This is a genomic window from Achromobacter veterisilvae (assembly GCF_900496975.1).
Taxonomy (GTDB): Bacteria; Pseudomonadota; Gammaproteobacteria; order Burkholderiales; family Burkholderiaceae_B; genus Achromobacter; species Achromobacter veterisilvae.
Window position 1 is genome coordinate 49,641 of record NZ_UFQC01000033.1, and the last position, 22,363, is coordinate 72,003.

General features: G+C 69.6%; 19 protein-coding genes and 1 pseudogene. 6 read left to right on the forward strand and 14 right to left on the reverse strand.

What is annotated here, in order from left to right; all coding sequences use genetic code 11:
* The first annotated feature begins 9 nt into the window (after positions 1-9).
* Entirely contained in the window at positions 10-966 is a 957-nt protein-coding gene (locus AVE30378_RS24550) for a sensor domain-containing diguanylate cyclase (RefSeq protein WP_129244489.1), read from the forward strand.
* Positions 967-990: 24 nt separating this feature from the next.
* Here the strand turns inward: AVE30378_RS24550 and AVE30378_RS24555 are convergent, their stop codons facing one another.
* Positions 991-2,187 (reverse strand): MFS transporter, encoded by a 1,197-nt coding sequence (locus AVE30378_RS24555; protein WP_129244491.1) that lies wholly within the window; start codon positions 2,185-2,187, stop codon positions 991-993.
* 91 nt (positions 2,188-2,278) lie between these two features.
* On the opposite strand from AVE30378_RS24555, the gene AVE30378_RS24560 reads away from it, so the two are divergent.
* Complete coding sequence (locus AVE30378_RS24560; protein ID WP_129244493.1) at positions 2,279-2,734, forward strand: Lrp/AsnC family transcriptional regulator; 456 nt, start codon at positions 2,279-2,281, stop codon at positions 2,732-2,734.
* A 5-nt stretch (positions 2,735-2,739) separates the two neighbouring features.
* On the opposite strand, the gene AVE30378_RS24565 is transcribed toward AVE30378_RS24560, so the two are convergent.
* From AVE30378_RS24565 to AVE30378_RS24580, 4 genes are all read right to left on the reverse strand, one after another.
* Entirely contained in the window at positions 2,740-3,909 is a 1,170-nt protein-coding gene (locus AVE30378_RS24565; RefSeq protein ID WP_129244495.1) for a metallophosphoesterase, read from the reverse strand.
* 91 nt (positions 3,910-4,000) lie between these two features.
* Positions 4,001-5,227, reverse strand: coding sequence for an alpha-hydroxy acid oxidase (locus AVE30378_RS24570; RefSeq protein WP_129244497.1), 1,227 nt, complete (start codon positions 5,225-5,227; stop codon positions 4,001-4,003).
* 98 nt (positions 5,228-5,325) lie between these two features.
* Positions 5,326-6,189, reverse strand: coding sequence for an archaetidylserine decarboxylase (gene asd, locus AVE30378_RS24575; RefSeq protein WP_129244499.1), 864 nt, complete (start codon positions 6,187-6,189; stop codon positions 5,326-5,328).
* A 166-nt stretch (positions 6,190-6,355) separates the two neighbouring features.
* A complete protein-coding gene (locus AVE30378_RS24580) occupies positions 6,356-8,710 on the reverse strand; it encodes a cytochrome P450/oxidoreductase (protein WP_129244501.1) in 2,355 nt (784 codons plus the stop codon).
* Positions 8,711-8,826: 116 nt separating this feature from the next.
* Between AVE30378_RS24580 and AVE30378_RS24585 the strand changes: the two genes are divergently transcribed.
* The gene (locus tag AVE30378_RS24585) at positions 8,827-9,663 is read left to right on the forward strand and encodes an IclR family transcriptional regulator (RefSeq protein ID WP_129244503.1); all 837 of its coding nucleotides are present in this window, start codon (positions 8,827-8,829) and stop codon (positions 9,661-9,663) included.
* Positions 9,664-9,666: 3 nt separating this feature from the next.
* Here the strand turns inward: AVE30378_RS24585 and AVE30378_RS24590 are convergent, their stop codons facing one another.
* The 6 genes from AVE30378_RS24590 to AVE30378_RS24615 all read right to left on the reverse strand — a co-directional run bounded on the left by AVE30378_RS24590 (position 9,667) and on the right by AVE30378_RS24615 (position 15,736).
* The gene (locus AVE30378_RS24590; protein WP_129244505.1) at positions 9,667-11,298 is read right to left on the reverse strand and encodes an ATP-binding cassette domain-containing protein; all 1,632 of its coding nucleotides are present in this window, start codon (positions 11,296-11,298) and stop codon (positions 9,667-9,669) included.
* A 191-nt stretch (positions 11,299-11,489) separates the two neighbouring features.
* On the reverse strand, positions 11,490-12,359 hold the full coding sequence (locus tag AVE30378_RS24595; protein WP_129244507.1) for an HpcH/HpaI aldolase/citrate lyase family protein: 870 nt from the start codon (positions 12,357-12,359) through the stop codon (positions 11,490-11,492).
* Positions 12,360-12,369: 10 nt separating this feature from the next.
* Entirely contained in the window at positions 12,370-13,089 is a 720-nt protein-coding gene (locus AVE30378_RS24600) for a response regulator transcription factor (protein ID WP_129244509.1), read from the reverse strand.
* A 306-nt stretch (positions 13,090-13,395) separates the two neighbouring features.
* Positions 13,396-13,875 (reverse strand): hypothetical protein, encoded by a 480-nt coding sequence (locus tag AVE30378_RS24605; RefSeq protein WP_129244510.1) that lies wholly within the window; start codon positions 13,873-13,875, stop codon positions 13,396-13,398.
* 73 nt (positions 13,876-13,948) lie between these two features.
* Positions 13,949-14,548, reverse strand: a complete 600-nt coding sequence (locus tag AVE30378_RS24610) for a GNAT family N-acetyltransferase (protein WP_129244512.1) — start codon at positions 14,546-14,548, stop codon at positions 13,949-13,951.
* Positions 14,549-14,596: 48 nt separating this feature from the next.
* Entirely contained in the window at positions 14,597-15,736 is a 1,140-nt protein-coding gene (locus AVE30378_RS24615; protein WP_129244514.1) for a 3-deoxy-7-phosphoheptulonate synthase, read from the reverse strand.
* A gap of 238 nt (positions 15,737-15,974) precedes the next feature.
* Here AVE30378_RS24615 and AVE30378_RS24620 point away from each other — a divergent pair, with 238 nt between their 5' ends.
* The gene (locus tag AVE30378_RS24620; RefSeq protein ID WP_129244516.1) at positions 15,975-17,201 is read left to right on the forward strand and encodes an EAL domain-containing response regulator; all 1,227 of its coding nucleotides are present in this window, start codon (positions 15,975-15,977) and stop codon (positions 17,199-17,201) included.
* A gap of 36 nt (positions 17,202-17,237) precedes the next feature.
* Here AVE30378_RS24620 and AVE30378_RS24625 read toward each other — a convergent pair whose 3' ends face one another.
* Both AVE30378_RS24625 and AVE30378_RS24630 read right to left on the reverse strand, forming a co-directional pair.
* Complete coding sequence (locus AVE30378_RS24625; protein ID WP_244235134.1) at positions 17,238-18,896, reverse strand: mucoidy inhibitor MuiA family protein; 1,659 nt, start codon at positions 18,894-18,896, stop codon at positions 17,238-17,240.
* A 166-nt stretch (positions 18,897-19,062) separates the two neighbouring features.
* Complete coding sequence (locus tag AVE30378_RS24630; RefSeq protein WP_129244520.1) at positions 19,063-19,959, reverse strand: LysR family transcriptional regulator; 897 nt, start codon at positions 19,957-19,959, stop codon at positions 19,063-19,065.
* 139 nt (positions 19,960-20,098) lie between these two features.
* On the opposite strand from AVE30378_RS24630, the gene AVE30378_RS24635 reads away from it, so the two are divergent.
* The gene (locus AVE30378_RS24635) at positions 20,099-21,409 is read left to right on the forward strand and encodes an MFS transporter (RefSeq protein WP_129244522.1); all 1,311 of its coding nucleotides are present in this window, start codon (positions 20,099-20,101) and stop codon (positions 21,407-21,409) included.
* A gap of 30 nt (positions 21,410-21,439) precedes the next feature.
* Here AVE30378_RS24635 and AVE30378_RS24640 read toward each other — a convergent pair whose 3' ends face one another.
* Entirely contained in the window at positions 21,440-21,739 is a 300-nt protein-coding gene (locus AVE30378_RS24640; protein WP_129244524.1) for a flagellar transcriptional regulator FlhD, read from the reverse strand.
* Between the two features lie 276 nt (positions 21,740-22,015).
* Here AVE30378_RS24640 and AVE30378_RS24645 point away from each other — a divergent pair.
* A pseudogene (locus tag AVE30378_RS24645) lies at positions 22,016-22,363 on the forward strand (DUF2325 domain-containing protein); the annotation flags it as partial.

The window sequence follows — 22,363 nt, forward strand, 5'->3', positions numbered from 1 at the left end:
TGCAGAGCCATGCAAAGTCCATTGCCCCACGACGACGCCCGCAGCCAGCACGCCGTGTCGGACGCCGCTGAGCTTGAACTCGAACTGACGCGGCTGCGCGATGTGGTGGCGCAATACGAAGCCCTGTTCCAGACGGCGCCCGTGCTGATCAATGCATTCGGGCCGGACGGGCGCTGCACGTTGTGGAACGAGGCCTGCGAGCGGCGCTTTGGATGGTCGGAGGCCGAGATCAAGGAGTGCCGCGACCCGCTGGCGCTGTTCTACCCCGACCCGCAGGTCAGGAAGCAGGTGATCGACACCGTCGGGCCGCAGCCGTCGCGCTCATTCCGCGAATGGCATCCCCGCGCGCGCAGCGGCGAACGGCTGGCGGTCCTGTGGTCCAACGTCCGCCTGCCCGACGGCAAGGTGGTCAACATCGGCATGGACATGACCGAAAGCCGGCGCACCGAGGCGGCGCTGGCGTGGATGGCGCGGGTCGACAGCCTGACCGGCTGCTGGAACCGCGCCGAGATCCTCAAGCGCCTGGAAGACCGGCTGGCCGCCGCCGCGCGCGGCGAGGGCGGCCCGAATACCGCGCTGATGCTGGACCTGGACCACTTCAAACAGGTCAACGACCGCTACGGGCACCTGGGCGGCGACGCCGCCTTGCGCCATTTCTGCGAACAATTGCGCGCCTGCATGCGGGACGGCGACTCGATCGGCCGCCTGGGGGGCGAGGAGTTCCTGGTGCTGCTCGCCGATGCGGACGTGGACGCGGCGCATGCGATCTGCGCCCGCCTGCGCATGAGCCTGCGGCAGCATCCGGCGGATATCGACGGGGCGGCGGTGGCGCTGTCCGTCAGCGGCGGCATCGCCCGTTTTGTCGAAGGCGACGCCAGCGCCTCGGACGTGCTGCGCCGGGCCGACTCCGCGCTCTACCAGGCCAAGCGGGCCGGGCGCGATTGCGCGGTGGAATACCGCGGCTGATCCTGACGCCTGGCGTCCGGCCGTTCAGGCGGCGGCTTCGCCGCTCGCGGCGCGCCGGCCGTTCAGCCGGCTGTGCAGGCCAAGGGCTGCGGCGGCCAGCGCGGCGGCCGCGGCCAGCCCCAGCGTTTCGAAGCCGGCGTGCGCGTAGATCGTGCCGGCGGCGGCCGTGCCGATGCTTGCGCCCAGATAGGTCGTGCAGGTGTTCAGGCCCAGCACCGCGCCCCGCTCGTCGGGCCGGGCGCGGGAGAGCAGCAGCACCAGCAGGTTCAGGCTCAGTTGGGAGGCGGCTCCCCACAGCGTGGCGACGGCGAGCACCGCGGCCAGCGAATGCGCCGCCGGCACCAGGCCCGCGTAGACCAGCGCGATGGCCGCCAGCGCCAGCGGCAGGGCGCGGCGCGGCCCGATGCGCTCGATCAACGGCGCGCCGGCCACGCCGGCCAGCAGAAAGCCCGCGCCGTAGGCGAAGGCAATGAAGCCCACCTGTCCCGCGGACAGCGCCAGCAGGGTGCGCACGTGGTCCGCCAGGAACGCGTAGACGCCATAGAACGCCGAGGAAAACGCCAGGCAGCCCAGCAGCAGGGCGGGCACGTCGCGGTACGAGAGCGGCGCCAGCAGGCGCGACAGGCGCAGCGGGGCGGGATGGGCCGCGCGGCGCTCGGGCAGCCTGCGCAGGCTGAACGCCGCGATCGCGGCGCACAGCGCCAGCGTCGCGTAGGTGGCGCGCCAGCCCACGGCGTCCGAGATCAGGGCGGACAGCGGCACGCCGGCCACCAGCGACACGGACCAGCCCGCGATGACGCGGCCCAGCGTGCGCGCTTCCTGGCCCGGCGCCGCGATCAGCGAGGCCGATCCGTAGGCGGCGGGCAGGATCACGCCGGCGGCCGCGCCGGCCAGCGCCTGGGCCAGCGTCAACACGATCCAGTGGGGTGCGGCGGCGGACAGGACCAGGGCGGCGATCAGCGCGGCCATGGCGATCAGCAGCGCGCGCCGGATCCCGATGCGGTCGATGCGCGCGGCGAGGAAGAAGGCGCTTGCCGCCGTGGCCGCGCCGTAGGCGGAAATGGCGGTGCTGATGGTGAGCGCGGAGGTCGAGAACGAGCGCGCGACGTCGCTCAGGATGGGGCTCAGCGCCAGGCCGTTGGAGCCGACGACGCTGACGGCGAACATCAGCGCGGGAACGGAAGAGGCGGGGCGGGCGCCGCGGGTGCTACGGTTATGCATCCCCGAATTTTATTGGAATAAAATAAGGGTTAACGCTTATATCTCCTTATTCCATAAAAGTTCGAATGCCATTAGGCAGAATGCGATTCCAATGTCAGACCTCGACGACCGCGACCGAAAACTATTAACGCTGCTGGCCGGCGACGCCACTCCCAGCTATGCGGAGTTGGGCAAGATCCTGAACCTTTCCGCCCCGGCCGTGCACGAGCGCGTCAAGCGGCTCAAGCGCGACGGGCTGATCAAGGGCATCGCCGCCAGGCTGGACGGCGCGAAGATCGGCCGGCCGCTGCTGGCATTCATTCACGTGGACACCAACAACTGGAGCATCACGCAGCAGGTGCTGGGGCTGGCGGAGCTGACCGAGGTGGAAGAGATCCACACCATTACCGGCAAGAGCGCCATGCTGCTGAAGGTGCGGGTGCGCGACACGCAGGCGCTGGAGCTGCTGCTGGCGCGCATCCACCAGATCGAAGGCATCACCAACACCACGAGCGATATCGCGCTGACCAGCTACCTGGAGCGCGGCCCGCTGCCGGACGACGCTTGAAGCGGTCAGCGGGCCGGGGCCGCGCGCAGCCGCAGGCGCGTGATTTCGGAAGGCGCGCCCAGGCGCTTGGGCGGGCCCCAGTAGCCGGTGCCGCGGCTGGTGTAGACCCACATATTGCCCATGCGGTGCAGGCCGGCCGTGTAGGGCTGCTGGAAGCGCACGAAGAATCCCCAGGGAAAGAACTGGCCGCCGTGCGTGTGGCCCGACAGTTGCAGGCTGTAGCCCAGCGGCTCGGCCTCCGCCGCGCTGCGGGGCTGGTGCGCCAGCAGGATCCTGGGCAGCGCGTCGGCGGGCGCGCCGGACAGCGCGGCCCGGGGATTGCTGCGTTGCTGCGGGTCGTAGGCGCCGGCGCCGTAGTCGGTCACGCCGGCCACGACCACCGGCAGGCCGGCGGGATGGATGACGGCATGTTCGTTCATCAGGACGCGCAGGCCCATGCGGCGGAATTCGGCCACCCAGGACGCGGCGCCTGAATAATATTCATGGTTGCCGGTGACCAGGTAGACGCCATAGGGCGCGCGCAACTGGCCCAGCGGGCTGGCCTGGGCGCCCAGGTGTTCCACGCTGCCGTCGACCACGTCGCCGGTGATGGCGATCATGTCGGGCAATTGTTCGTTGACGGCGTCGACGATGGCCTGCACGTAGCGCTTCTTGATGGTCGGGCCGACGTGGATGTCGCTGATCTGCACGATGGTGAAGCCGTCCAGGTCCGGCGGCAATCCGTCGATGGGAACGTCCACGTCGACGACGCGCGCGCGCCGCCGCGCGTTGTACAGGCCGACGAGCGTGCCGGCCAGCGCCAAGGCCGCGACCGCCCAGGCGCTGGCCTGGCGCAGCAGGGGCCATGGCGGCGCGGCGTCCAGGGGCAGCGTCGCCAGCCAGGCCGCGAGCAGCAGCGCGTCGCGCAGCACCGTGAGCACGAAGAGGGACGAAAACAGGCCCATGGCGAACAGCCCCACCCAGGCGATGCGGTCGCCCCAGGGCGGATGCACGGACGAGCGGCCCAGCATGCCCAGCGGGATCAGGACGCAGGACAGCACCAGGGCGAGGATGGCGGCGGCCGATCCTTCGCCGCCCAGCAGGGCGTCGGGGATCAGGCGGACGCCCACGTAGACGTGAGCCAGCGCGCCCAGGGTCAGGAAGCGCAGGAAAAACGAGGATTGGCGTAGGGACACGGGCGGCTCGGAAGGCGCCCATGCCCGGCAGGGGCATGGGCGCGCGTGGCAAGAGAAACGCCATTCTATGCCGCGCCGGGGCGGCGCCGTTTCAGTCCGCCGGCAGCGCTTCGCGCGCCAGCAGGTCCGCGTTCATTTCCCGCAGATCGTTGATGCCCAACATGGCCATGTTGCGGTCGACCTCGGCGCGCAGCAGGCCGATGGCGTGCGAGACGCCGGCCTCCGCGCCGACCGCGGCCGCATAGTTGAACGGGCGGCCGACGAAGACGAAGCGGGCGCCCAGCGCCAGGGCCTTGAGCACGTCGCCGCCGCGCCGCACGCCGCTGTCCATCATCACGGTCATGCCGCCCGCCGCCTCGGCGACGCCGGGCAAGGCGCGCAGCGGCGAGATCGCGCCGTCGAGCTGCCGCCCGCCATGGTTGGACACGATGATGCCGTCGGCGCCGTGCCGCCTGGCCAGCGCCGCGTCCTGCGGGTGCAGGATGCCCTTGATGATCAGCGTGCCGGGCCATTGCCGGCGGATGCGCGCCACGTGCTCCCAGTCCAGGTGGTCGCGCGCGGTGAAGTCGCGCAGCACCGAAGCCGACACGATGGGCGCGCCGCGCGTGGCGAACGAGTTCTCGAAATGGGGCATGCCGTGGGACAGCAGCGTGCGCAGGAAGGTGCCGGCCAGCCAGCGCGGCCGCGTCATGCCGTCCCACGCCAGCCGCAGGCTGGGCTTGAGCGGCGTGGAAAAGCCCGTGCGCACGTTGTTTTCGCGGTTGGCCGACACGGGGATGTCCACCGTCAGCACCAGGGTTTCGTAGCCGGCGCGGCGCGCGCGTTCGACCAGCGCGTCGATGCGCTGCGGATCGCCCGGCAGATAGGCCTGGAACCAGGTGCCGGGCGCTTCGCGGATGACGTCTTCGAGTGGAATCAGCGAGGTGCCGCTGAGGATGGCCGGAATGCCCTGTTCGCGCGCGGCGCGGGCCAGCACGATGTCGCCGCGATAGGCCGAGAGCGCGCTGATCCCCATGGGGGCGATGCCGAAGGGCGAGGCGTAGCGACGGCCGAACAGTTCGGTCTGCTGGCTGCGGCGCGATACGTCCACGAGCACGCGCGGCGCGAACGCATAGCGCGCGAACGCCTGGCGGTTGCTGTGCAGCGACTGGTTGTCTTCCGCCGCGCCGGCGACGTAGCCGAAGATGGGACGCGGCAGGCGCCGCCGGGCGGCGGCCTCGAAATCGTCCAGCGAGAGCAGGCGCGCAAGCGCGCGCGGCAGCGGCCGGGTGGCCGGGGCTGCGCTGGGGAGGGTGGCGGACGGAAGGAGGGATGTCATGGCGGGCCGGCAAAAGCCCGTAATCTAGCAACGCGGATTCATCGCATAAAGCGAATAAATCCCGACATCCAATTTCGCTTTTGGCGAACGAGGCGACCTTAGGCGGGCAGCGCCATCAGTTCGCCCATGCGCACGGGGCCCAACACCGACGGCGTGTCGGCCCAGCGGATCCTGCCGGGCCCGAACAGCACGATGGCGGTCGAGCCCAGCTTGAAGCGCCCCATCTCCGCGCCCTTGCCGAGATGGATGGGCGCGCGCGCCGCGTCGTCGTAGCGGACGGACTTGACGCGCCGCTTGTGCGGCGTGACCAGGCCCGCCCACACGGTTTCGATGGAAGCCACGATCATCGCGCCGACCAGCACCACCGCCATCGGGCCGTGTTCGGTGTCGAAGATGCAGACCACGCGTTCGTTGCGCGCGAACAGGCGCGGCACGTTGCGCGCGGTCAGCGGGTTCACCGAGAACAGGCGGCCGGGCACGTGGACCATTTCGCGCAGGGTGCCGGCGACCGGCATGTGCACGCGGTGATAGTCCTTGGGCGACAGGTAGACGGTGGCGAATTCGCCGCCCTGGAAAGGCGCTGCGCGCTCGGCGTCGCCGCCCAGCAGGTCGGCCAAGCCGTAGGTGTGGCCCTTGGCCTGGAAGATGCGGCCGTGTTCGATGGCGCCCATCTGGCTGATGGCGCCGTCGGCGGGACAGAGCACCGAACCCGGTTCGTCGTCCAGCGGACGGGCGTCGTCCTTCAGCGCGCGCGTGAAGAAATCGTTGAAGCAATCGTAGGCCAGCGGGTCTTCCTGGCGGGCTTCGCGCATGTCCACGCCGTAGCGCCGCACGAAGCGCGAGATCATCCAGTTCTTGACCGCGGGTTCCCGGCAGTCGGAGGCGTATCCGAAAAGGCGCGACACCAGGTGGTGGGGCGCGAGATACTGGCTGGCGAGAAATAGTTGGTCTTTGATCGGCATCTAGGAGCGCTGGGAAAAAGGGCGCTTTTTGCGCCGGCACCGCCGGCGTCAAAACAACGCGTCCCGCCTTGCCGCGGGACGTCGTAATGCGCTGAGCGCGGATTGTAACGCTTTCAGCCCCACTTCAGACAGCCCGATCGCGGGATCTCCGCGACGGTTTCCGGCGCTATAGCTCCAGCACGATGCGCTCGCCGCGGGCGCGGGAACAGCAGGCCATCATGCGGTTGCCGGCCTCGCGCTCGCCGCGCGTCAGGACCACGTCGCGGTGGTCGATGGCGCCGTCGATCACGCGCACTTCGCACGACCCGCACAGTCCTTCCTCGCAATCGCTCTGCACGTCGATGTTGGCGCTGCGCAATGCCGCCAGCAGCGTCTGGCCGGCGGGCACCTGCACGACGATGCCGGAATCCTTGAGCTCCGCCTCGAACGCGTGTTCCCTGGACGGGTCCAGCGTGGCGAGCGTGGAATGGAAATGCTCCACGCGCAAGGCGTCCTCGGGCCAGGCCGCGCAGGCCTGCCGCAAGGCGGACAGCATGCGCTCGGGGCCGCAGGCGTAGATCTGGGCGCCGGGGTCGGGCCGGGCCAGCAAGGCGTCGAAGTCGTTGCGGCCGCCTTCCTCGCCGATGTGCAGGTGCAGGCGCTCGCCATGCAGCGGCGCCAGTTCCTCCAGCAGCGCCATGCGGCCGCGCGCGCGGCCGCTGTAATGCAGTTGGTAGTCCAGGCCCAGTTCGCGCGCGCGCCGCGCCATGGCGCTGATGGGCGTGATGCCGATGCCGCCGGCGATGAAGATCAGGCGGGACGCGCTTTCATCCATCCTGAAATGGTTGCGCGGCCCGCGCGCGCGCACGCTGCCGCCGGGCCGCAGATGCTGGTGGATCCAGGCCGAGCCGCCGCGGCCCGCGTCTTCGCGAAGCACCGCGATTTCCAGCGCGCCCGCGTCCGCCGGATCGCCGCAAAGCGAGTACTGGCGCGAGATCCCGGTGTCGCCGCATTCGACGTCGATGTGGGAGCCGGGCGTCCAGCGCGGCAGCGGCTTGCCGTCGGGCGATTCCAGCCGGATCCGCGCGATGCCGTCGGCCGCGCGGGTGACGGAAGCGACGAGCAGTCTGCGGCTGATGGCGTGCGCGGAGGGTTCGCCGATGCGCACCGGCTGACGCCGCGAAAGCAGCCCGGGGGCGCGGCGTTCGGGGTTGTCCGCCGGATCCCACTCCACCCACAGGTGCTCGGGGCCGCGGAACGAGGTGTTGGGCACGTAAGTGAATTGCTGTTCGGCCAGGCGCAGGTGCGGCAGCCGGCGGGTCAGCTCTTCCAGGAAAATCTGCATTTCCATGCGCGCCAGGTTCTTGCCCATGCACTGGTGCGCGCCATAGCCGAAGGTCAGTTGATCGCTGGCGTTCTCGCGGCGGATGTCGAAGAAGTCGGCGTCGGCGAAATGGCGTTCGTCGTGGTTGGCCGACGAGGACACGATCAGCAGCCTGGCGCCCGCGGGGATCGCGACCCCGGCGATTTCCGTGTCGCGCGTGGCCAGGCGGCGCCATGCCGCGACCGAACCGTTGTGGCGCAGGCACTCTTCGACCGCGTTGGGCAGCAGCCCCGGGTCTTCGCACAGCTCGCGCCAGGCCTCGGGGTGCTGCAGCAGCAGCTTGATCGCGTTGGCCGAGGCGTTGGCGGTGGTTTCGTGCGCGGCGACGATGCCGGCCATCATCATCGAATGCAGGTAGGAGTCGGTGACGACGTCGGGAAATTCCTTCTGCTTGCGGATGCCGTACTGCATCCAGCCCGGGGCGTCGGGATCGCGGCGCATCTTGTCCAGGATATTGCCGGCCAGTTGCCAGAAATTTCCCACCGCGTGGGCCACCGCCACCTGTTCTTCCGGCTTGGGGCGGCCCCAGGTATTGACGGTGTGCGCGATGGAATAGGCGCGCAGGCGGTCCATGTCTTCCTCGGGCACGCCGAGGAAATGCAGGGCGACAGTCAGCGGCACTTCCCACAGCATCTGGTCGACCAGGTCGGCGCGGCCGTCGTCGATGAAGCGGTCCACGTAGTCGCGGGTCAGGCGGCGCACCATGGGTTCGTGGTGCTTCAGCGCTTCCGGCGTGAACGGGTCCATCAGCGCGCGGCGGCGCGGCATGTGGGCGGGTTCGTCCTCGTTGACCAGCGTGCGGTTCATGGCATAGCCGTAGCTGGCCAGCACGGCGTTCGCCTCGGGTCCGGTAGGGGTGATTTTCTCCAGCGCGATGGAGGGGCTGAAGGTGTGGTTGTCCCGGAAGACCGCCTTGATGTCGTCGTAGCGGGTGACGACCCAGTAGCCCAGCTTGGGGCTGTAGAACACGGGTTCCCGCTCGCGCGCCCAGCGCACGTAGTCGGGCGGATCCTGCTGGTAGCCGTCGCCGAAAGGATCGAATTCGGCGGCCTGGGGGCTGACCGGGCAGCCTTGGGCCCGGGCCGGCGCGGCATGGTCGATGGGACAGCCGCCGGGGTTGCCGGCGGCCGCGGGGTCGGTCGGGGAGAGGTGCGCCATGGTGATCGCTCCGCATTACAATTGCGTAAAGCATATACGCATAGCGTAATTTATCAACTGGGGTAATCTCCGAGGCTGTATCCGCCGCCGGCGGACGGCCTACCGATGGCGCCGACATGAACCAGACCTCCGATCCGTCCTTCGTTCCCGTCCCGTCCGCCGAGCCGCCGCGCCCGCGGGAGCGGCGCCAGCGGGTGCAGGCCGCCGAAACCGGCATGGCGGTGCTGAAGGGGCTGGGCAAGCTGGGCGGCCGCGCCAGCCTCACGCTGCTGGCGTCCCAGGTGGGCGAGAGCCCGGCCAAGGTGCACCGCTACCTGGCCAGCCTGATGGAGGAAGGGCTGGTGTCGCAGGACGCCGCCACCCAGCAGTATTTCCTGGGGCTGGAAGCGATGCTGCTGGGCCTGGCCGCCTTGCGCCAGGCCGATCCCATCCGCCTGGCCGAGCCGGGCCTGGTGCGGCTGCGGGAAGGCCTGGAGGTGACCTGCTTCATCGCCGTGATGGGCAACAAGGGGCCGACTATCGTGCGTTTCGAGGAACCGGGCCTGCCGGTGACGGTGAACGTGCGGACGGGCTCGGTGCTGTCGATGCTCTGGTCGGCGACCGGCCGCGTATTCCTGGCCTTGCAGGACGACGCGCGGGTCCGCGCCCTGGCCGAGGCGGAACTGGCGCGAGCGCCGGCGGACCTGCGCGCGCAGCTCGACCCGGCCGATCCCATCGGCCGCTTGCGCCGGCAGGTACTGGAACAGGGGTGCGCCACGGTGCGCGATACCAACCTGAAGGGCATCAGCGCGGTGTCCGCGCCTTTGCTGAACCACGGCGGCCGGCCTTGCGCGGCGCTGACCGCGCTGGGCGCGACCGGCGGATTCGACGCCGCGCCCGACGGCCCCATCGCCCGGGCGGTCCGGCGGGAGGCCGAGGCCGCGAGCGTTCTGCTGGGCTATCGGGCGCCCTGACGGTCAGGCGGCCTTCGCCGCCAGCTTGGTCTTGTAGAGCCAGTCCTTGTAGTCGTCCAGGTCGCCGTCGAAGGGGCTGACCTTGCCGTCGGCCACGATGATGAACTGGTCGGTGGTGGCGCGCAGCAGGTGGCGGTCGTGCGATACCAGCACCAGCGTGCCCTCGAACTGCGCCAGCGCCGTCGTCAGCGCTTCGCGCGTTTCCAGGTCCAGGTGGTTGGTGGGTTCGTCCAGCAGCAGCAGGTTGGGGCGCTGCCAGACGATGAGCGCGAGCGCCAGCCGCGCTTTTTCGCCGCCGGAGAACGGGGCGATGGAGCTGGTCGCCATCGCGCCGTTGAAATTGAAGCTGCCCAGGAAGTTGCGCAGTTCCTGTTCCCGCACGGTGGGCGCGGCCTTGGTCATGTGCCACAGCGGCGATTCGTCGTGGCGCAGCATCTCCACCTGGTGCTGGGCGAAATAGCCGATGGACAGGCCCTTGTTGAACTGGGTGTCGCCGGCCAGCGTGTCGAGTTCGCCGGCGATGGTCTTGATGAAGGTCGACTTGCCCGCGCCGTTGATGCCGAGCAGGCCGATGCGCTGGCCGGCCTGCAAGGAAAAATTGATGCCGGAGACGATGATCTTGTCGGATCCGGCCTGCGTCGCCTCGTCGGTGGCGCGGTAGCCGGCGCTGACGCGGTCCATGGTCAAGAGCGGGTTCGGCGCGCGCAGCGGTTCGCGGAATTCGAAGGAGAATTCCGCGGCGGCGCGCAGCGGGGCCACTTCCTCCATGCGGGCCAGCGCCTTGATGCGGCTTTGCGCCTGGCGCGCCTTGCTGGCCTGGGCCTTGAAGCGGTCGATGAAGGATTGCAGGTGCGAGCGCTGGCGCATCTGCTTTTCCATCATGCCCTGCGCCAGTTCCAGTTGGGCCGCGCGCTGGCGTTCGAACGACGAATAGTTGCCGGAGTAGCGCTTGAGCTTGCGCTCGTCGATGTGGACGATCACGTTGACCACGCCGTCCAGGAAGTCGCGGTCGTGGGAGATCACGATGAGCGTGCCCGGATAGCGCTTGAGCCAGTCTTCCAGCCAGATGATGGCGTCCAGGTCCAGGTGGTTCGTGGGTTCGTCCAGCAGCAGCAGATCGGACGGGCACATCAGCGCCTGCGCCAGGTTCAGCCGCATGCGCCATCCGCCGGAAAAGCTGGTCAGCGGCAGGTGCATCTGCGCCTGCGTGAAGCCCAGGCCGGTGAGCAGTTGTTCGGCGCGCGAGTGGACCGTGTAGGCGTCGGCGTCGGCCAGCGCGGCGTAGATGTCGCCCATGCGCAGGCCGTTTTCGGCGCTTTCGGGTTCGGCTTCCAGCGCGGCCAGCTCCGCTTCCAGCTTGCGCAGCGTGACGTCGCCGTCGATGGCGTATTCGATGGCCGGCCGGTCCAGCGCCGGCGTCTCCTGTGCCACGTAGGCCATGCGCCAACTGGCGGGGTAGTCGAGGTCCCCCTGGTCGGCGTGCAGGGTGCCGCGCAGCAGGCCGAACAGGCTGGACTTGCCGGCGCCGTTGGCGCCGATCAGGCCGATCTTGTCGCCGGGGTTCAGCAGCAGGTCGACCTTGTCGAGCAGGGGCTTGACGCCGCGCATGAGTGAAACTTGTTGGAAGCGAATCATGAATCGTGAGGCAGGGGGTGGCGCGGCAGGCGCGCGGCAAGGCTCCCGCCACAAGGCGCGGCGCAAAAAAGGGAACCGGGGCGGGATCGCGCGGGAAGCGAAAGCGGTCGGGCGCGAAAGGCACAAGGGACGGGCAGCCGTCCTGTCGTGGGCGGTATTGTACCGGGCCGCGCGCCGCCGCGCTTGGGGCGCTATGCCCGCGCGATGGCCGCGGCCAGCGCCAGCACGCGCTCGGCCTCTTCGGCGTGCAGGTTTTCCACCAGCGCGCCGTCGACCACGGCCACGCCCTGGCCCGCGGCCTGCGCCGCCCGCCAGGCGTCCAGCCGCTTGCGGGCGCTGGCCAGTTCATCCTCGGTGGGCGCGAAGGCCGCGTTGGCCGCCGCGATCTGCTTCGGATGGATCAGGGTCTTGCCGTCGAAACCCTGGTCGCGTCCCTGCCGGCAGGCCGCGGCCAGGCCGGCGTCGTCGTGCAGGTCCAGGTGCACGCCGTCCAGCACGACCAGGCCATGGGCCCGCGCCGCCATCACCGCCAGCGAACGCGCCAGCAGGGTTTCGTCGCGCGACGGCGTGTGGCGCGCATGCAGGTCCTTCACCAGATCGGACGTGCCGACGACGATGGCCGCCAGCCTGGGGTGGCCGCAGGCGATGGCGTCCAGCCGCAGGAAGCCCAGCGGCGTTTCGGCCATGGCCCACAGGGGCAGGCCGGCGGGCGCGCCGGCCGCGTCCAGCGCCTGGGCCAGCGCGCCGAGTTCGGCGGCCGACTGGACCTTGGGCAGCAGCACCGCGTCGGCCCCGGCGCGGGCGACGGCCTGGACGTCGTCCCGGCCCCAGGGCGTGTCCAGCGCGTTGATGCGCACCACGCATTCGCGCCGTCCGTATCCGCCTTCGCGCAGCGCGGCGGCGACCTGCGATCGGGCCTGCGCCTTGGCGTCGGGCGCGACGGCGTCTTCCAGGTCCAGGATCAGGACGTCGGCGTCCAGGCTGCGCGCCTTGTCCAGCGCGCGCGCGTTGGCGCCGGGCATGTAGAGGACGGAACGGCGGGGGCGGATGGCGGAACTCATGGGGCGGGCCTCAATGTTTGGCGCCGCCGACGATCTGCACGGGAACGGTGCAGACGTAGCCGACGCCGTACACGGTGCGGATGCCCATGTCGCCGCCGGCCTGCGCGCGCAGCTTGCGGCGCAGGCGATGCACGTGGGCGTCCAGCCGGTGGGTGTCGTAGGCCTCGGCGCTGGCGCCCAGCGCCTCGACCAGGCGGCTGCGCGAAAGCGGCAGGGGCGCCGCCTGGACCAGCGCGCCGATCAGGCGGCTTTCGGTGTCGGTGATGTCCACGCAGACTTGCTCGGGCGACAGCAGGACGCGGCGGGCGGGATCGAAGCGCCAGCCGGCGGACCGGGTTTCGCCGGCGCCGCCGGGCGGCACGACCCGCAGGCGGCGCGACAGCGACACCAGGGTGGCGCCCAGTTCGGCCAGGTTGACGGGTTTGGTGAGATAGTGGTCGGCGCCCAGGCTCAGGCCCGACACCTTGTCTTCGCTCAGCAGGCGGCCGGTGAGCATGATGATGCCCATGGAAGGGAAGGTCGTGCGCAGGTGCGACACGCGGGTCAGCGCGTCGCCGTCCGGAAGCATGGCGTCCAGCACGAGGATGCCCGGGGTGACGGTCAGCAGCAGGCGGTCCAGTTCCGCCAGGGATCCCGCGGTGAGGATGGCGTTGCCCAGGCCGAGGTCGCAGATGAATTCGGCGATGGTGTCGCGCCAGTCCCCGTGGTCGTCGACGATGAGGATCGTCACGGGGACGCCGGCACCAACGGTTTTACACGAGACGCTCCAAGGGCAAACACGCTATCCGCTCCTTTCATGTAAGGCTTCTTGTCGGGATTCGCCTGCGCGGCCGCGATAGCCTCCCCATCGCCCGCGCTTGCGGAGAATATCATCAACGCCATTGCGGCGCCGCGCCATCGGCCGCGGAGAGAACCCGGGCTGGTCAAAAAATGAGCAGCCCGTGCGGCATCGCCCGAACGGCCATCAGCCGTGCGTCCGAGGCTGTTTTATCCACAGAAATTGTGGATAAGCGCCGGTGCTGTGGATACCTGCTTTTTATGTAGGCAGCCGTTCCACCGGAACGCCCGGGGGCACCTTGCGCAGGCGGTCGCGTTCGATGCGCACCGCGGAGAACCGGGTCTTGCGGGCGGCGGCGTTCTGCAGCAGGACCGACAGCACCGCGCCCTTGTCCTGGATCCACTGGGTTTTGCCCCGCAGCAATTTCAGCGCGTTGGCGGGCGTGCCCAGGCGGTACGAGGTGGCGCTGATCTGGACGGAGTACTTGCCGTCGAACCGGGAATCTTCCTGTTCGGTGATCGCGGCGGCGTCGAGGTTGTTGCTTTCGTGGTCGATGCGGTAGATGAACTTCAGGCCGCTGTGCGGATCCTGCACGACGATGAGTTTGTCCGAGCCGGAAACGTCGGACATCATGCCGATCACCGGCGACTCGACCAACTGGTTGCCGCGCTGTTCTTCCGTGTAGATGAAAATGGTGGGGCGCGCCTCGGCGGCCGGGATGATGGGTGTGCGATCCATACCTGAAGAAATGAGTGCGGGAGGCGGGCGCGTCGGCCCGGGCAAGCTGCGAAAAGAACGAAAGGCGCCGTGCCTAGGCGGGCCGGCGCAGGCGGGCCAGCAGGCGCGCTTTGACCGAGGGCCAGTCTTCGTCGAGGATCGCGAAGTAGACCATGTCGCGGGCGCGCCCGGACTGCGCGATCAGGTGCTTGCGAAACACGCCTTCCTCGACGCCGCCGATGCGGAGAATGGCCTGCCGGGACTGCGCATTGCCCAACTCCGTTTTGAACACGACACGTATGATACCAATTGTTTCAAAGGCGTGCTGCAACAACAGGAATTTGGCTTCGGTGTTGGCGCCCGAGCGCTGGCTGGACGGGGTCAGCCAGGTGGCGCCGATCTCCAGCCGCTTGTGGGCGAGCGCGATGTCCATATAGCGCGTGGCGCCGATGACCTGGCCGGAGTCCTGGCGCACGATGGCGAAGGGCAGGCAGGCGCCGTCGCGCTGCCCGGCCAGGGCGCGGTCCACGTAGCGCCGCATGTCGTCGGGCGTATCGACGGGTTCGGGCTGCAGGCGCCACAGTTCGGGATGCAGGCCGACCCGCGCCAGGTCTTCGGCGTGGCGGACGGCCAGCGGTTCCAGGCGGACGATCTCGCCATCGAGCGTGACGGGTTGCAGGCGGGGCAAGGCCATGGCGTGTTCCTTTGCGTCGCGGGATCCGGCGCCTTACCGCGCCGACCGTTACTCCTGAGCGCGCGACGCCGCCATTTCGCGGCGCCGGCGCACCGCCTGCGCCAGCGTGTCCAGCACCGGCGCGGTCTGCGACCAGCCCAGGCAGGCGTCCGTGATGGAGACGCCGTGGCGCAGCGGCTGGCCGGCCGTCAGGTCCTGGCGGCCTTCTTCGAGGTGGCTTTCGATCATGACGCCGGTGATGCGGGCGTCGCCCTGGGAGAGCTGCGCCGCGATGTCGTCGGCCACGTCGACCTGCCGCAGGTGCGATTTGTTGGAATTGGCATGCGAGCAGTCGATCATGACCTGTTCGCGCTGGCCCGCCTTGCGCAGCGCGGCGCAGCAGGCATCGACGCTGGCGGCGTCGTAGTTCGGGCCTTGCTTGCCGCCGCGCAGGATGACGTGGGTGTCCTGGTTGCCGCGGGTCTCGAAGATGGCCGCCATCCCCATCTTGGTCATGCCCATGAAGGCGTGGCTGGCGCTGGCGGCGACCATGGCGTCGGCGGCGATCTGCACGCCGCCGTCGGTGCCGTTCTTGAAGCCCAGCGGACAGCTCAGGCCGGAACTGAGCTGGCGGTGGCTGGGGCTTTCGGTGGTGCGCGCGCCGATGGCGCCCCAGGAGATCAGGTCCGCGATGTACTGCGGGCTGAGCAGGTCCAAGAATTCGGTGGCGATGGGCAGGCCCAGGCCGCTGATGTCCAGCAGCAGTTCGCGCGCGCGGCGCAGCCCTTCGTTGATGCGGAAACTGCCGTCCAGGCGCGGATCGTTGATATAGCCCTTCCAGCCGACGGTGGTGCGGGGCTTCTCGAAATACACGCGCATGACGATCAGCAGGTCCTGCTTGTGCCGTTCGGCGGCGGCGCGCAACTGGCGGGCGTACTCCATGGCCTGGCCATGGTCGTGGATGGAGCAGGGGCCGACCACCAGCACCAGGCGGTCGTCGCGGCCGTGCAGCACGTCGGCGATCGCGGAGCGGCTCTGTTCGACCAGCGTCTGGATCTCGGATGAAACAGGCAGTTCGTCCTGCAGGAGCGCGGGCGAAATCAAGGGCCGCACCGCGCTGATGCGGGTGTCGTCCGTGCGCGTGTTGTCCTGGGTGGAGTCGGCCGCGCCGACCTCGCGGTCGTGCAGGGGATCGTCAATGCGGGTCAAGGGAAGCTCCGTGCCGTGGATGCGGGAAAGACTTCCATTATCGCACCGGCGGGACCGCGGGGCGACGGCCGGCTGCCTCCGTCCGGCTGATAGGCCGATTCCTACGACTATCGGCCACGATATTGCATTAACCCGTTAGCGATAAGGACAGTCGCCGCGCGGATGCCGTAGCATGGTGGCCACAGAGTTCCCGCGGCCGCCTGCAAGGGCCCGCCCTATATGACTAGGACGGTAGACGATGCCTAAGACCGACGCCGGCGCGACCCGACGGATTCTCCTGGTGGAGGACCATCCGGTCGAACGCGCCTACTTGCAGAATATGCTTCTGGCGCTTGGTTACCGGCGGGTGGCGGGGTTGGGCAGCAGCACGGAGGCCATCGGCGCGCTGTCGCGGCAGTTCTACGACGTGGTCGTCAGCGACATCGTCATGGGCGAGGGCGACGGCACGCGCCTGCCCAACGAACTGCGGCGGCTGGTGGACGCCGGCCGGCTCAAGAGCATGCCGCCCATCATCTGGATCAGCAGCCTCAGCGACGAACTGCTGCAGTCGCACGTGAGGCTTGCCTTGCAGGCGGGGTGCCCGTCCGCGCAGGCGCTGTCCAAGCCCGTGTCGCGGGCCGCCATGCAGCACGCGATCAAAGCGGCGCTGCGCAGCGTCGACGAGTACGATGCGGCGTCGCCGCGGCCGAACGCGGTGCGGCGCGACGTGATGGAAGTGGCGCTGGGCCACGCGCTGATCACGGGCAAGGGCATGAGCGTGGTGCTGCAGCCGCAGATGAGCCTGTCGACGGGCCGCGTGCTGGCGGCCGAGGCGCTGTCGCGCTGGGAGCATCCGGAACTGGGCGTCATTTCGGCGGCGGACTTCGTGCCTGCCGCGCACCGCCTGGGCCTGGACCGCATGCTGTTCAGCCGGGTGACGGACCGCGTGATCGAGTTGCTGCGGCGCATGCATGCCGAGGACATCGCCGTGCCCATCGCCATCAACGCCTCCGCCTCCACGCTGTGCACCCGCGACCTGCCCGGGCTGCTGGAACAGCGCGTCGGCCAGGCCGGCCTGCCGGCCCGTCTGGTCAAGGTCGAACTGACGGAGGATGAGCCCGTCACCGACTGGCTGGCCCTGTCTTCGGTCCTGAACCTGTTGCGGGTGCGCGGCTTCGAACTGGCGATGGACGATTTCGGCGCGGGCATCGCCTCCATGCGCCTGTTTTCGGCCATGCCGTTCACGGAACTCAAGATCGACCGCGATTTCATCGTGCACATGCATCGCGAGCCGGCCTCGCGCGCGGTGGTGGCCGCGGCGATCGAAATGGGCCGGGTGCTGGGCCGGCGCGTGGTGGCCGAGGGCGTGGAGCACGACCGCGACATACAACTGCTGCGCGAACTGGGTTGCGACGTGGCGCAAGGCTATGGCATTTCCATGCCGCTGGAGCCCGACGCCTTCATCGAGTTCTGCCGCAGCCACTGAGCCGCCGTCCGTTCGGCTTCGCGAGGAAACGATGCCTCAGAGGCCGGACACCTCGATGTCGCCGGGATGGTCGATCGAGAACTTCAACACCGTTTCACGCGACTTGCCCGGTTCCAGTTCCCAGTCCCACACGAGCCTGCCGTCGTCTTCGCGCTTGATCTCGCGGTCGGCGGGGGACAGCAGCTTGACCACGATCTTCTCGTTGCGCGAGACCGGCAGGCGGTCCTTGAAGGACACCCGCTCCTTGGTGGCCTTGTTGTTCTTCACGGTGATCCTGTACTCGTAGGTCACGCGCTTGCCGCCGCCCGAAAAGCCGGTGCTCTCGGTATAGCGGTTCACCAGTTGGCGCTCGATCGAAATGCCGTCGTCCGCGCCCATCGCGAGTTCGACCTTTTCGCCGGGCATGACCGCCTTCAGGGTGCCCGAGGCGACGAAGGCGTCGTCCAGGAAGGTGTTCAGGGGACCGGGCAGTAACGGGTAGTCCGTGTTGTTGCTGGCCTGCGCGGTCAGGTAGACCGCCGGGCGCAGCGCCGGCGTGGACTGGTATTGCAGCGTGGCCGGCAGCCTGGCGGTCGCGATGGCCACGCGCTGCGAGGCGTTGTCGGACAGGAGCGTGGCCGGGTTCTTGATCTGGAAGGACGCGCTGGTGGCTTCGTTCTGCACCTGGGCGGTGGACAGCTCGATGTCCTGCGGCGCCGGTTCGGGCGTGGCGGACGCCGCATCCGCGAGCGCCGGGCTGTATCGCGCCCGGCGTTCGGCCACGGCTTCGGCCTGCGGCTTGGCCGAGGGCGCGGCGGCGGGGCGGGGAGCGGGCGGGGGAGGCGGCGGCGCCGCCACGTCGACGATCCAGGGCTGCAGCGTGGGCGCGCCGCCGCCCAGCGCCGGCCGGGCGGTGGACAGCGTGAGCTTGACGTTGTTCCAGTCTTCGCCGGTGTTCTGGCGGATGACGCCGAAGTAGCCCAGGTCCACACCGCGGTCGGCCAGGCGCAGGCGCGCGTCGTAGGCCGGCGTCCAGCGGGCGCCGGCCACGGCGTAGGACAGGTTCAGGTCGAGCTTGCCCGCGCGGGCCAGGCTCACGCGCACGGTGACGGTCTTGCTGCGGCGGCCCTGCGCATTCTGCAACTGGCCGAGCTGGCTCTGGACCGCCGCGATTTCGCGGTCCAGGTCCGCCTTCTGTTCGGCGGTCCGGCGCAGGCCGGCAAGCGTCCTGCCCAGCGTGTCCGCGCTCAGCGACTGGATGGCCTTGAGTTCGTCCAGCGTCGGGCGGGCGCCGTCCTTGGCCGGTTCGGTGGCGCCGCGCTGCATCATCAGCACCAGTTCGCGCTGGTTGTCCAGCACGGCGGCCTCGTCGTCCAGCGCGGCCTGCCGGCCTTCGAGCCCGCGCAACTGCGCTTCCAATTGCTTGACCCGGTCGTTCGGCGTATCGGCCTGGTAGGCGTCGCGCACCTTCACGTCCAGCAGGGTGGCCTGGCCGGTGCTCCTGGCCGACACCTGAAGGGAGTTCTCCTGCAGGGACGCGGGCAGCTTTTCCAGCACCAGCTCGTGTTCGCCGGCGGCCAGTTCGCTGCTGGCCGCGCGGGTCACGACGGCGCGGTCCTGATAGACGGTCACGGCGCCGATGGAAGAGGCCAGCCCGGCGGCCGAGCCCAGGCCGGGAATCGTCGCGATGGCCAAGGCCAGGAGGGTACGTCGCACTGGTTCACCTTTCAGGCAGGTTGGAGTCATGGGGCGGCGCCAGGTCCGGAGGGCGGATCGCCGAGCGCGCCAATTTACATTGCCCTCCAGGCGCCGGCTTTACAGAAAATTGCAAACGCGACAGGGAGCTACCGGAAGCGCGGTGGTCCCCCCGGGGCGCCGTGCGTCAGGCGTCGGGATGCGCAAGCTCGCGCAGCATGTCGACGGCGTTGCCCGCGGCGATGGAGCGGTCGTGGCGGCGGTAGGCCATGTCCAGCAGCGCGTGCGGGGCGTCGCCCTTGATGGGGCGGTACTCGATGCCTTGCGCGCCCATGTGCCGCATGGCGGCGGGCACCACGGAAATGCCGACCCCGGCGGCGACCAGGCTGACGATGGACGCCATCTGGGGAGCTTCCTGGATGACCCGGGGCAGGAAGCCGGCGCGCTGGCAGGCGGACTGGATGGCGTCGTAGAGGCCGGCGCCGATGGGGCGCGGGTACAGCACGAAATCCTCGTCCGCCAGCGCCGCCATCGGAAGGCTGCGCTTGCGGCTCAGCGGATGGTCCGGGGGCAGGGCGACCAGCATGGGTTCGTCCAGCACGCGCTCGGCGTCGAATTCCGGGTCCAGCACATAGGGCGGGCGCACGAAGGCCACGTCCACGTCGCCCGCCCGCAGGCCGCGCAGCAGTGAAATGGTGTTGCTTTCCGTGAGCGTGACGCGCACGCCCGGGTAGCGGTCCCGGTAGGCGCGGATGGCGCGCGGCAGATAGGGGTGGAAGACGGCCGACGCCGTGAAGCCCACGGTGATCGCGCCGCGTTCGCCGCGCCCCAGGCGGCGGGCGGTGTCCACCGCGCGGTCGGCGCTGGCCAGGATGGCGCGCGCGTCTTCGAGGAATTGCGCGCCCGCCTCGGTCAGCGCGATGCCGCGCGGCAGGCGCAGGAAGAGCGGCGTGCCGATCTCGCGTTCCAGTTGCTGGATCTGCTGGCTGAGCGGCGGCTGGCCGATGCCCAGCCTTGCCGCCGCGCGCGTGAAATGCAGTTCTTCCGCGACGGCGGTGAAGTAGCGCAGGTGGCGCAGTTCCATGGTTGCGCGATCCCTATCGTTTCTAAATATCGTAGATGCCAGTTGCATATATTGGACATATGAACGGGAAAAGTCTATCTTGAATGCGCGGGTTGGGGCGGACAGGCTCCCCGCCGCCCGCCGCCTTTCGAGAATTCAGATGTCTACCCCTTCCGCCAGTCCCACCCCTGAAAGCGCCGCGCCAGCCGCGCCTTCCGCCCCGCCGTCTCCCGAACCTTCCGATTACCTCGCCCGCGGCACGCCCGGATTGCGCCGCGCGCAATGGGCCCTGTTCGCCGCCGGCTTTTCCACGTTTTCGCTGCTGTATTGCGTGCAGCCGCTGATGCCGCTGTTCACCCGCGCGTTCGGCGTGTCGCCCGCGCAGAGCAGCCTGGTGCTGTCGCTGTGCACCGGCCTGCTGGCCGTGGCCATCTTCTTCGTGGGCCTTTTCTCGCAATCCCTGCCGCGCAAGCGCGTCATGGCGCTGTCGCTGTTCGCTTCGGCGGTGCTGGGCACCGTCGCCGCCGTCGCGCCGGACTGGCACAGCCTGCTGGCCCTGCGCGCGCTGCAGGGCGTGGCGATGGGCGGGGTGCCGGCCGTCGCCATGGCCTACCTGGCGGAAGAGGTCGAGCCGGAGACCCTGGGGTTCGCCATGGGGCTGTATATCAGCGGCAGCGCCTTCGGCGGGCTGTCCGGACGGGTCATCACCGGGCTGGTGGCGGACCATTTCGGCTGGCGCGCCGCACTGGGCACGCTGGGCGTGCTGGGCATGGCGGCCGCCGTGCTGTTCGTGTGGCTGCTGCCGGCGTCGCGCCGGTTCGCCCCGCGGCGGGGCAGGGGATGGGCGGGCGTGTGGGGCGACGTGCGCGCCGGCGCCCGCGCCCACCTGAAGAACGGCCCGCTTTGCGGCCTTTTCGCCCTGGGCGGCCTGTTGATGGGCGCGTTCGTCACCGTCTACAACTATGTCGGCTTCCGCCTGTTGCTGCCGCCGTTCTCGCTGAGCCAGACCTTCATCGGGTTCATCTTCGTCGTGTATCTGGTGGGGATCTTCGCTTCGACCTATTTCGGCCGGCTGGCGGACCGCCACGGCCGCGGCGCGATGCTTTCCGCGGCGACCGGCCTGGCGCTCGCGGGCCTGTTGCTGACGCTGTCGGATTCGCTTCCCGTCCTGATCGCGGGCATCGTGGTGTTCACCTTCGGCTTCTTCGCCGCCCATGCGGTGGCCAGCGGCTGGGTCGGGCAGATGGCGCGCGGCTACAAGGCGCTGGCCGCCTCGCTGTACCTGCTGGTGTACTACGTGGGTTCCAGCGTGCTGGGCGCGCTGGGCGGCCAGTTCTGGACGGCGGGCGCGTGGCGCGGCGTCGCGGAAATGACCGGCGGGCTGCTGGCGCTGGCGCTGGCGATCAGCGCCGGGCTGTACTGGCGGACCGGCCGGGTCGCGGCCGCCGCGGCGGTGGGCCGCGCTTCGTGAATCGAGGCGGGCCCTGGGCGGCGGCGCCGCTCAGGGCTTGGTCAACGCCGGCGCGCGCGCGCCGTCCGCGAGGGCCGCGTCGATGCCCAGGCTCAAGGCGGACAGCAGCTCGTGCGCGGGCAGGTCCAGCCGCGCCAGCAATACGCTCGATTGCGCCAGCTTGACCAGGTCTTCGGGCCCTTGCGCGGCCAGCCAGCGGCAGGCCCGTTCGGAAACGGCCGTGCCGGCGATGGAAGCGGTGTCCCCCGCGCGCGCCATGCGCTGCAACAGCAGCAGGTACATCAGGTTGGTTTCGTGTATATCGTGAAGCAGTTGAGCGGATTTGGGCATGTGGCACCCTTGACGTCGTTGAGGCCGCTGCCCGGAGGCGGCCCGCAGCCCGAAGGCGCTTGGCGCCCTCGCAGGAGGCGTCTGGTCCGGACCTGGTTTCAGGCCGGTGTATCGATTGTCGATCATATTTAAGCGACCGGACGGCGTCAGTAGTGGATTTCCCGGTGCCATGCGAAGGGTAGGGTCATAGGCATAAAAGATAGTAATTCTCATTTATTATCGCAGATGGCCAGGCGCGCTGGGCGCGCCGTCCACTTTCCCGATCCGAGGGCCGCGATGAATCCTTCTTCCGATAGCCATGACCTGCGGCGCGAGCACGCCGCGCTGCTTGCCGCCTACGGGCAGGCCCAATCGCATTGCAGCCGCCTGCTGACCGCGCAGGCGGCGCGGATCCTGCACCTGGAGGCCGAAGCCATGCGCCTGCGCGCGGCCGTCATCCAGCGCGATACGGCATTGGCGTGGGCGCACGAGGACCGCAAGGCGCTGGAAGGCTCGATTCCGGGGCTGCCCAGGCGGGTGGCGCTGGCGCGCACCGTGACGCAACTGATGGAACGGGTGCAGACGCTGATGCGCGAGCGGCTGGCCTGGCAGGGGCGCGGCGTCGGCGAGCGGCGGCCGGAAGCG

Bases quoted from the DNA above. Each gene is read 5' to 3' on its own strand.
- AVE30378_RS24570 (WP_129244497.1), bottom strand. From the start codon at position 5,227: ATGACATCCCTCCTTCCGTCCGCCACCCTCCCCAGCGCAGCCCCGGCC.
- asd (WP_129244499.1), bottom strand. From the start codon at position 6,189: ATGCCGATCAAAGACCAACTATTTCTCGCCAGCCAGTATCTCGCGCCC.
- AVE30378_RS24610 (WP_129244512.1), bottom strand. From the start codon at position 14,548: ATGGCCTTGCCCCGCCTGCAACCCGTCACGCTCGATGGCGAGATCGTC.
- AVE30378_RS24630 (WP_129244520.1), bottom strand. From the start codon at position 19,959: ATGGAACTGCGCCACCTGCGCTACTTCACCGCCGTCGCGGAAGAACTG.
- AVE30378_RS24635 (WP_129244522.1), top strand. From the start codon at position 20,099: ATGTCTACCCCTTCCGCCAGTCCCACCCCTGAAAGCGCCGCGCCAGCC.
- AVE30378_RS24605 (WP_129244510.1), bottom strand. From the start codon at position 13,875: ATGGATCGCACACCCATCATCCCGGCCGCCGAGGCGCGCCCCACCATT.
- AVE30378_RS24555 (WP_129244491.1), bottom strand. From the start codon at position 2,187: ATGCATAACCGTAGCACCCGCGGCGCCCGCCCCGCCTCTTCCGTTCCC.
- AVE30378_RS24620 (WP_129244516.1), top strand. From the start codon at position 15,975: ATGCCTAAGACCGACGCCGGCGCGACCCGACGGATTCTCCTGGTGGAG.
- AVE30378_RS24595 (WP_129244507.1), bottom strand. From the start codon at position 12,359: ATGAGTTCCGCCATCCGCCCCCGCCGTTCCGTCCTCTACATGCCCGGC.
- AVE30378_RS24590 (WP_129244505.1), bottom strand. From the start codon at position 11,298: ATGATTCGCTTCCAACAAGTTTCACTCATGCGCGGCGTCAAGCCCCTG.
- AVE30378_RS24585 (WP_129244503.1), top strand. From the start codon at position 8,827: ATGAACCAGACCTCCGATCCGTCCTTCGTTCCCGTCCCGTCCGCCGAG.
- AVE30378_RS24580 (WP_129244501.1), bottom strand. From the start codon at position 8,710: ATGGCGCACCTCTCCCCGACCGACCCCGCGGCCGCCGGCAACCCCGGC.
- AVE30378_RS24560 (WP_129244493.1), top strand. From the start codon at position 2,279: ATGTCAGACCTCGACGACCGCGACCGAAAACTATTAACGCTGCTGGCC.
- AVE30378_RS24550 (WP_129244489.1), top strand. From the start codon at position 10: ATGCAAAGTCCATTGCCCCACGACGACGCCCGCAGCCAGCACGCCGTG.
- AVE30378_RS24640 (WP_129244524.1), bottom strand. From the start codon at position 21,739: ATGCCCAAATCCGCTCAACTGCTTCACGATATACACGAAACCAACCTG.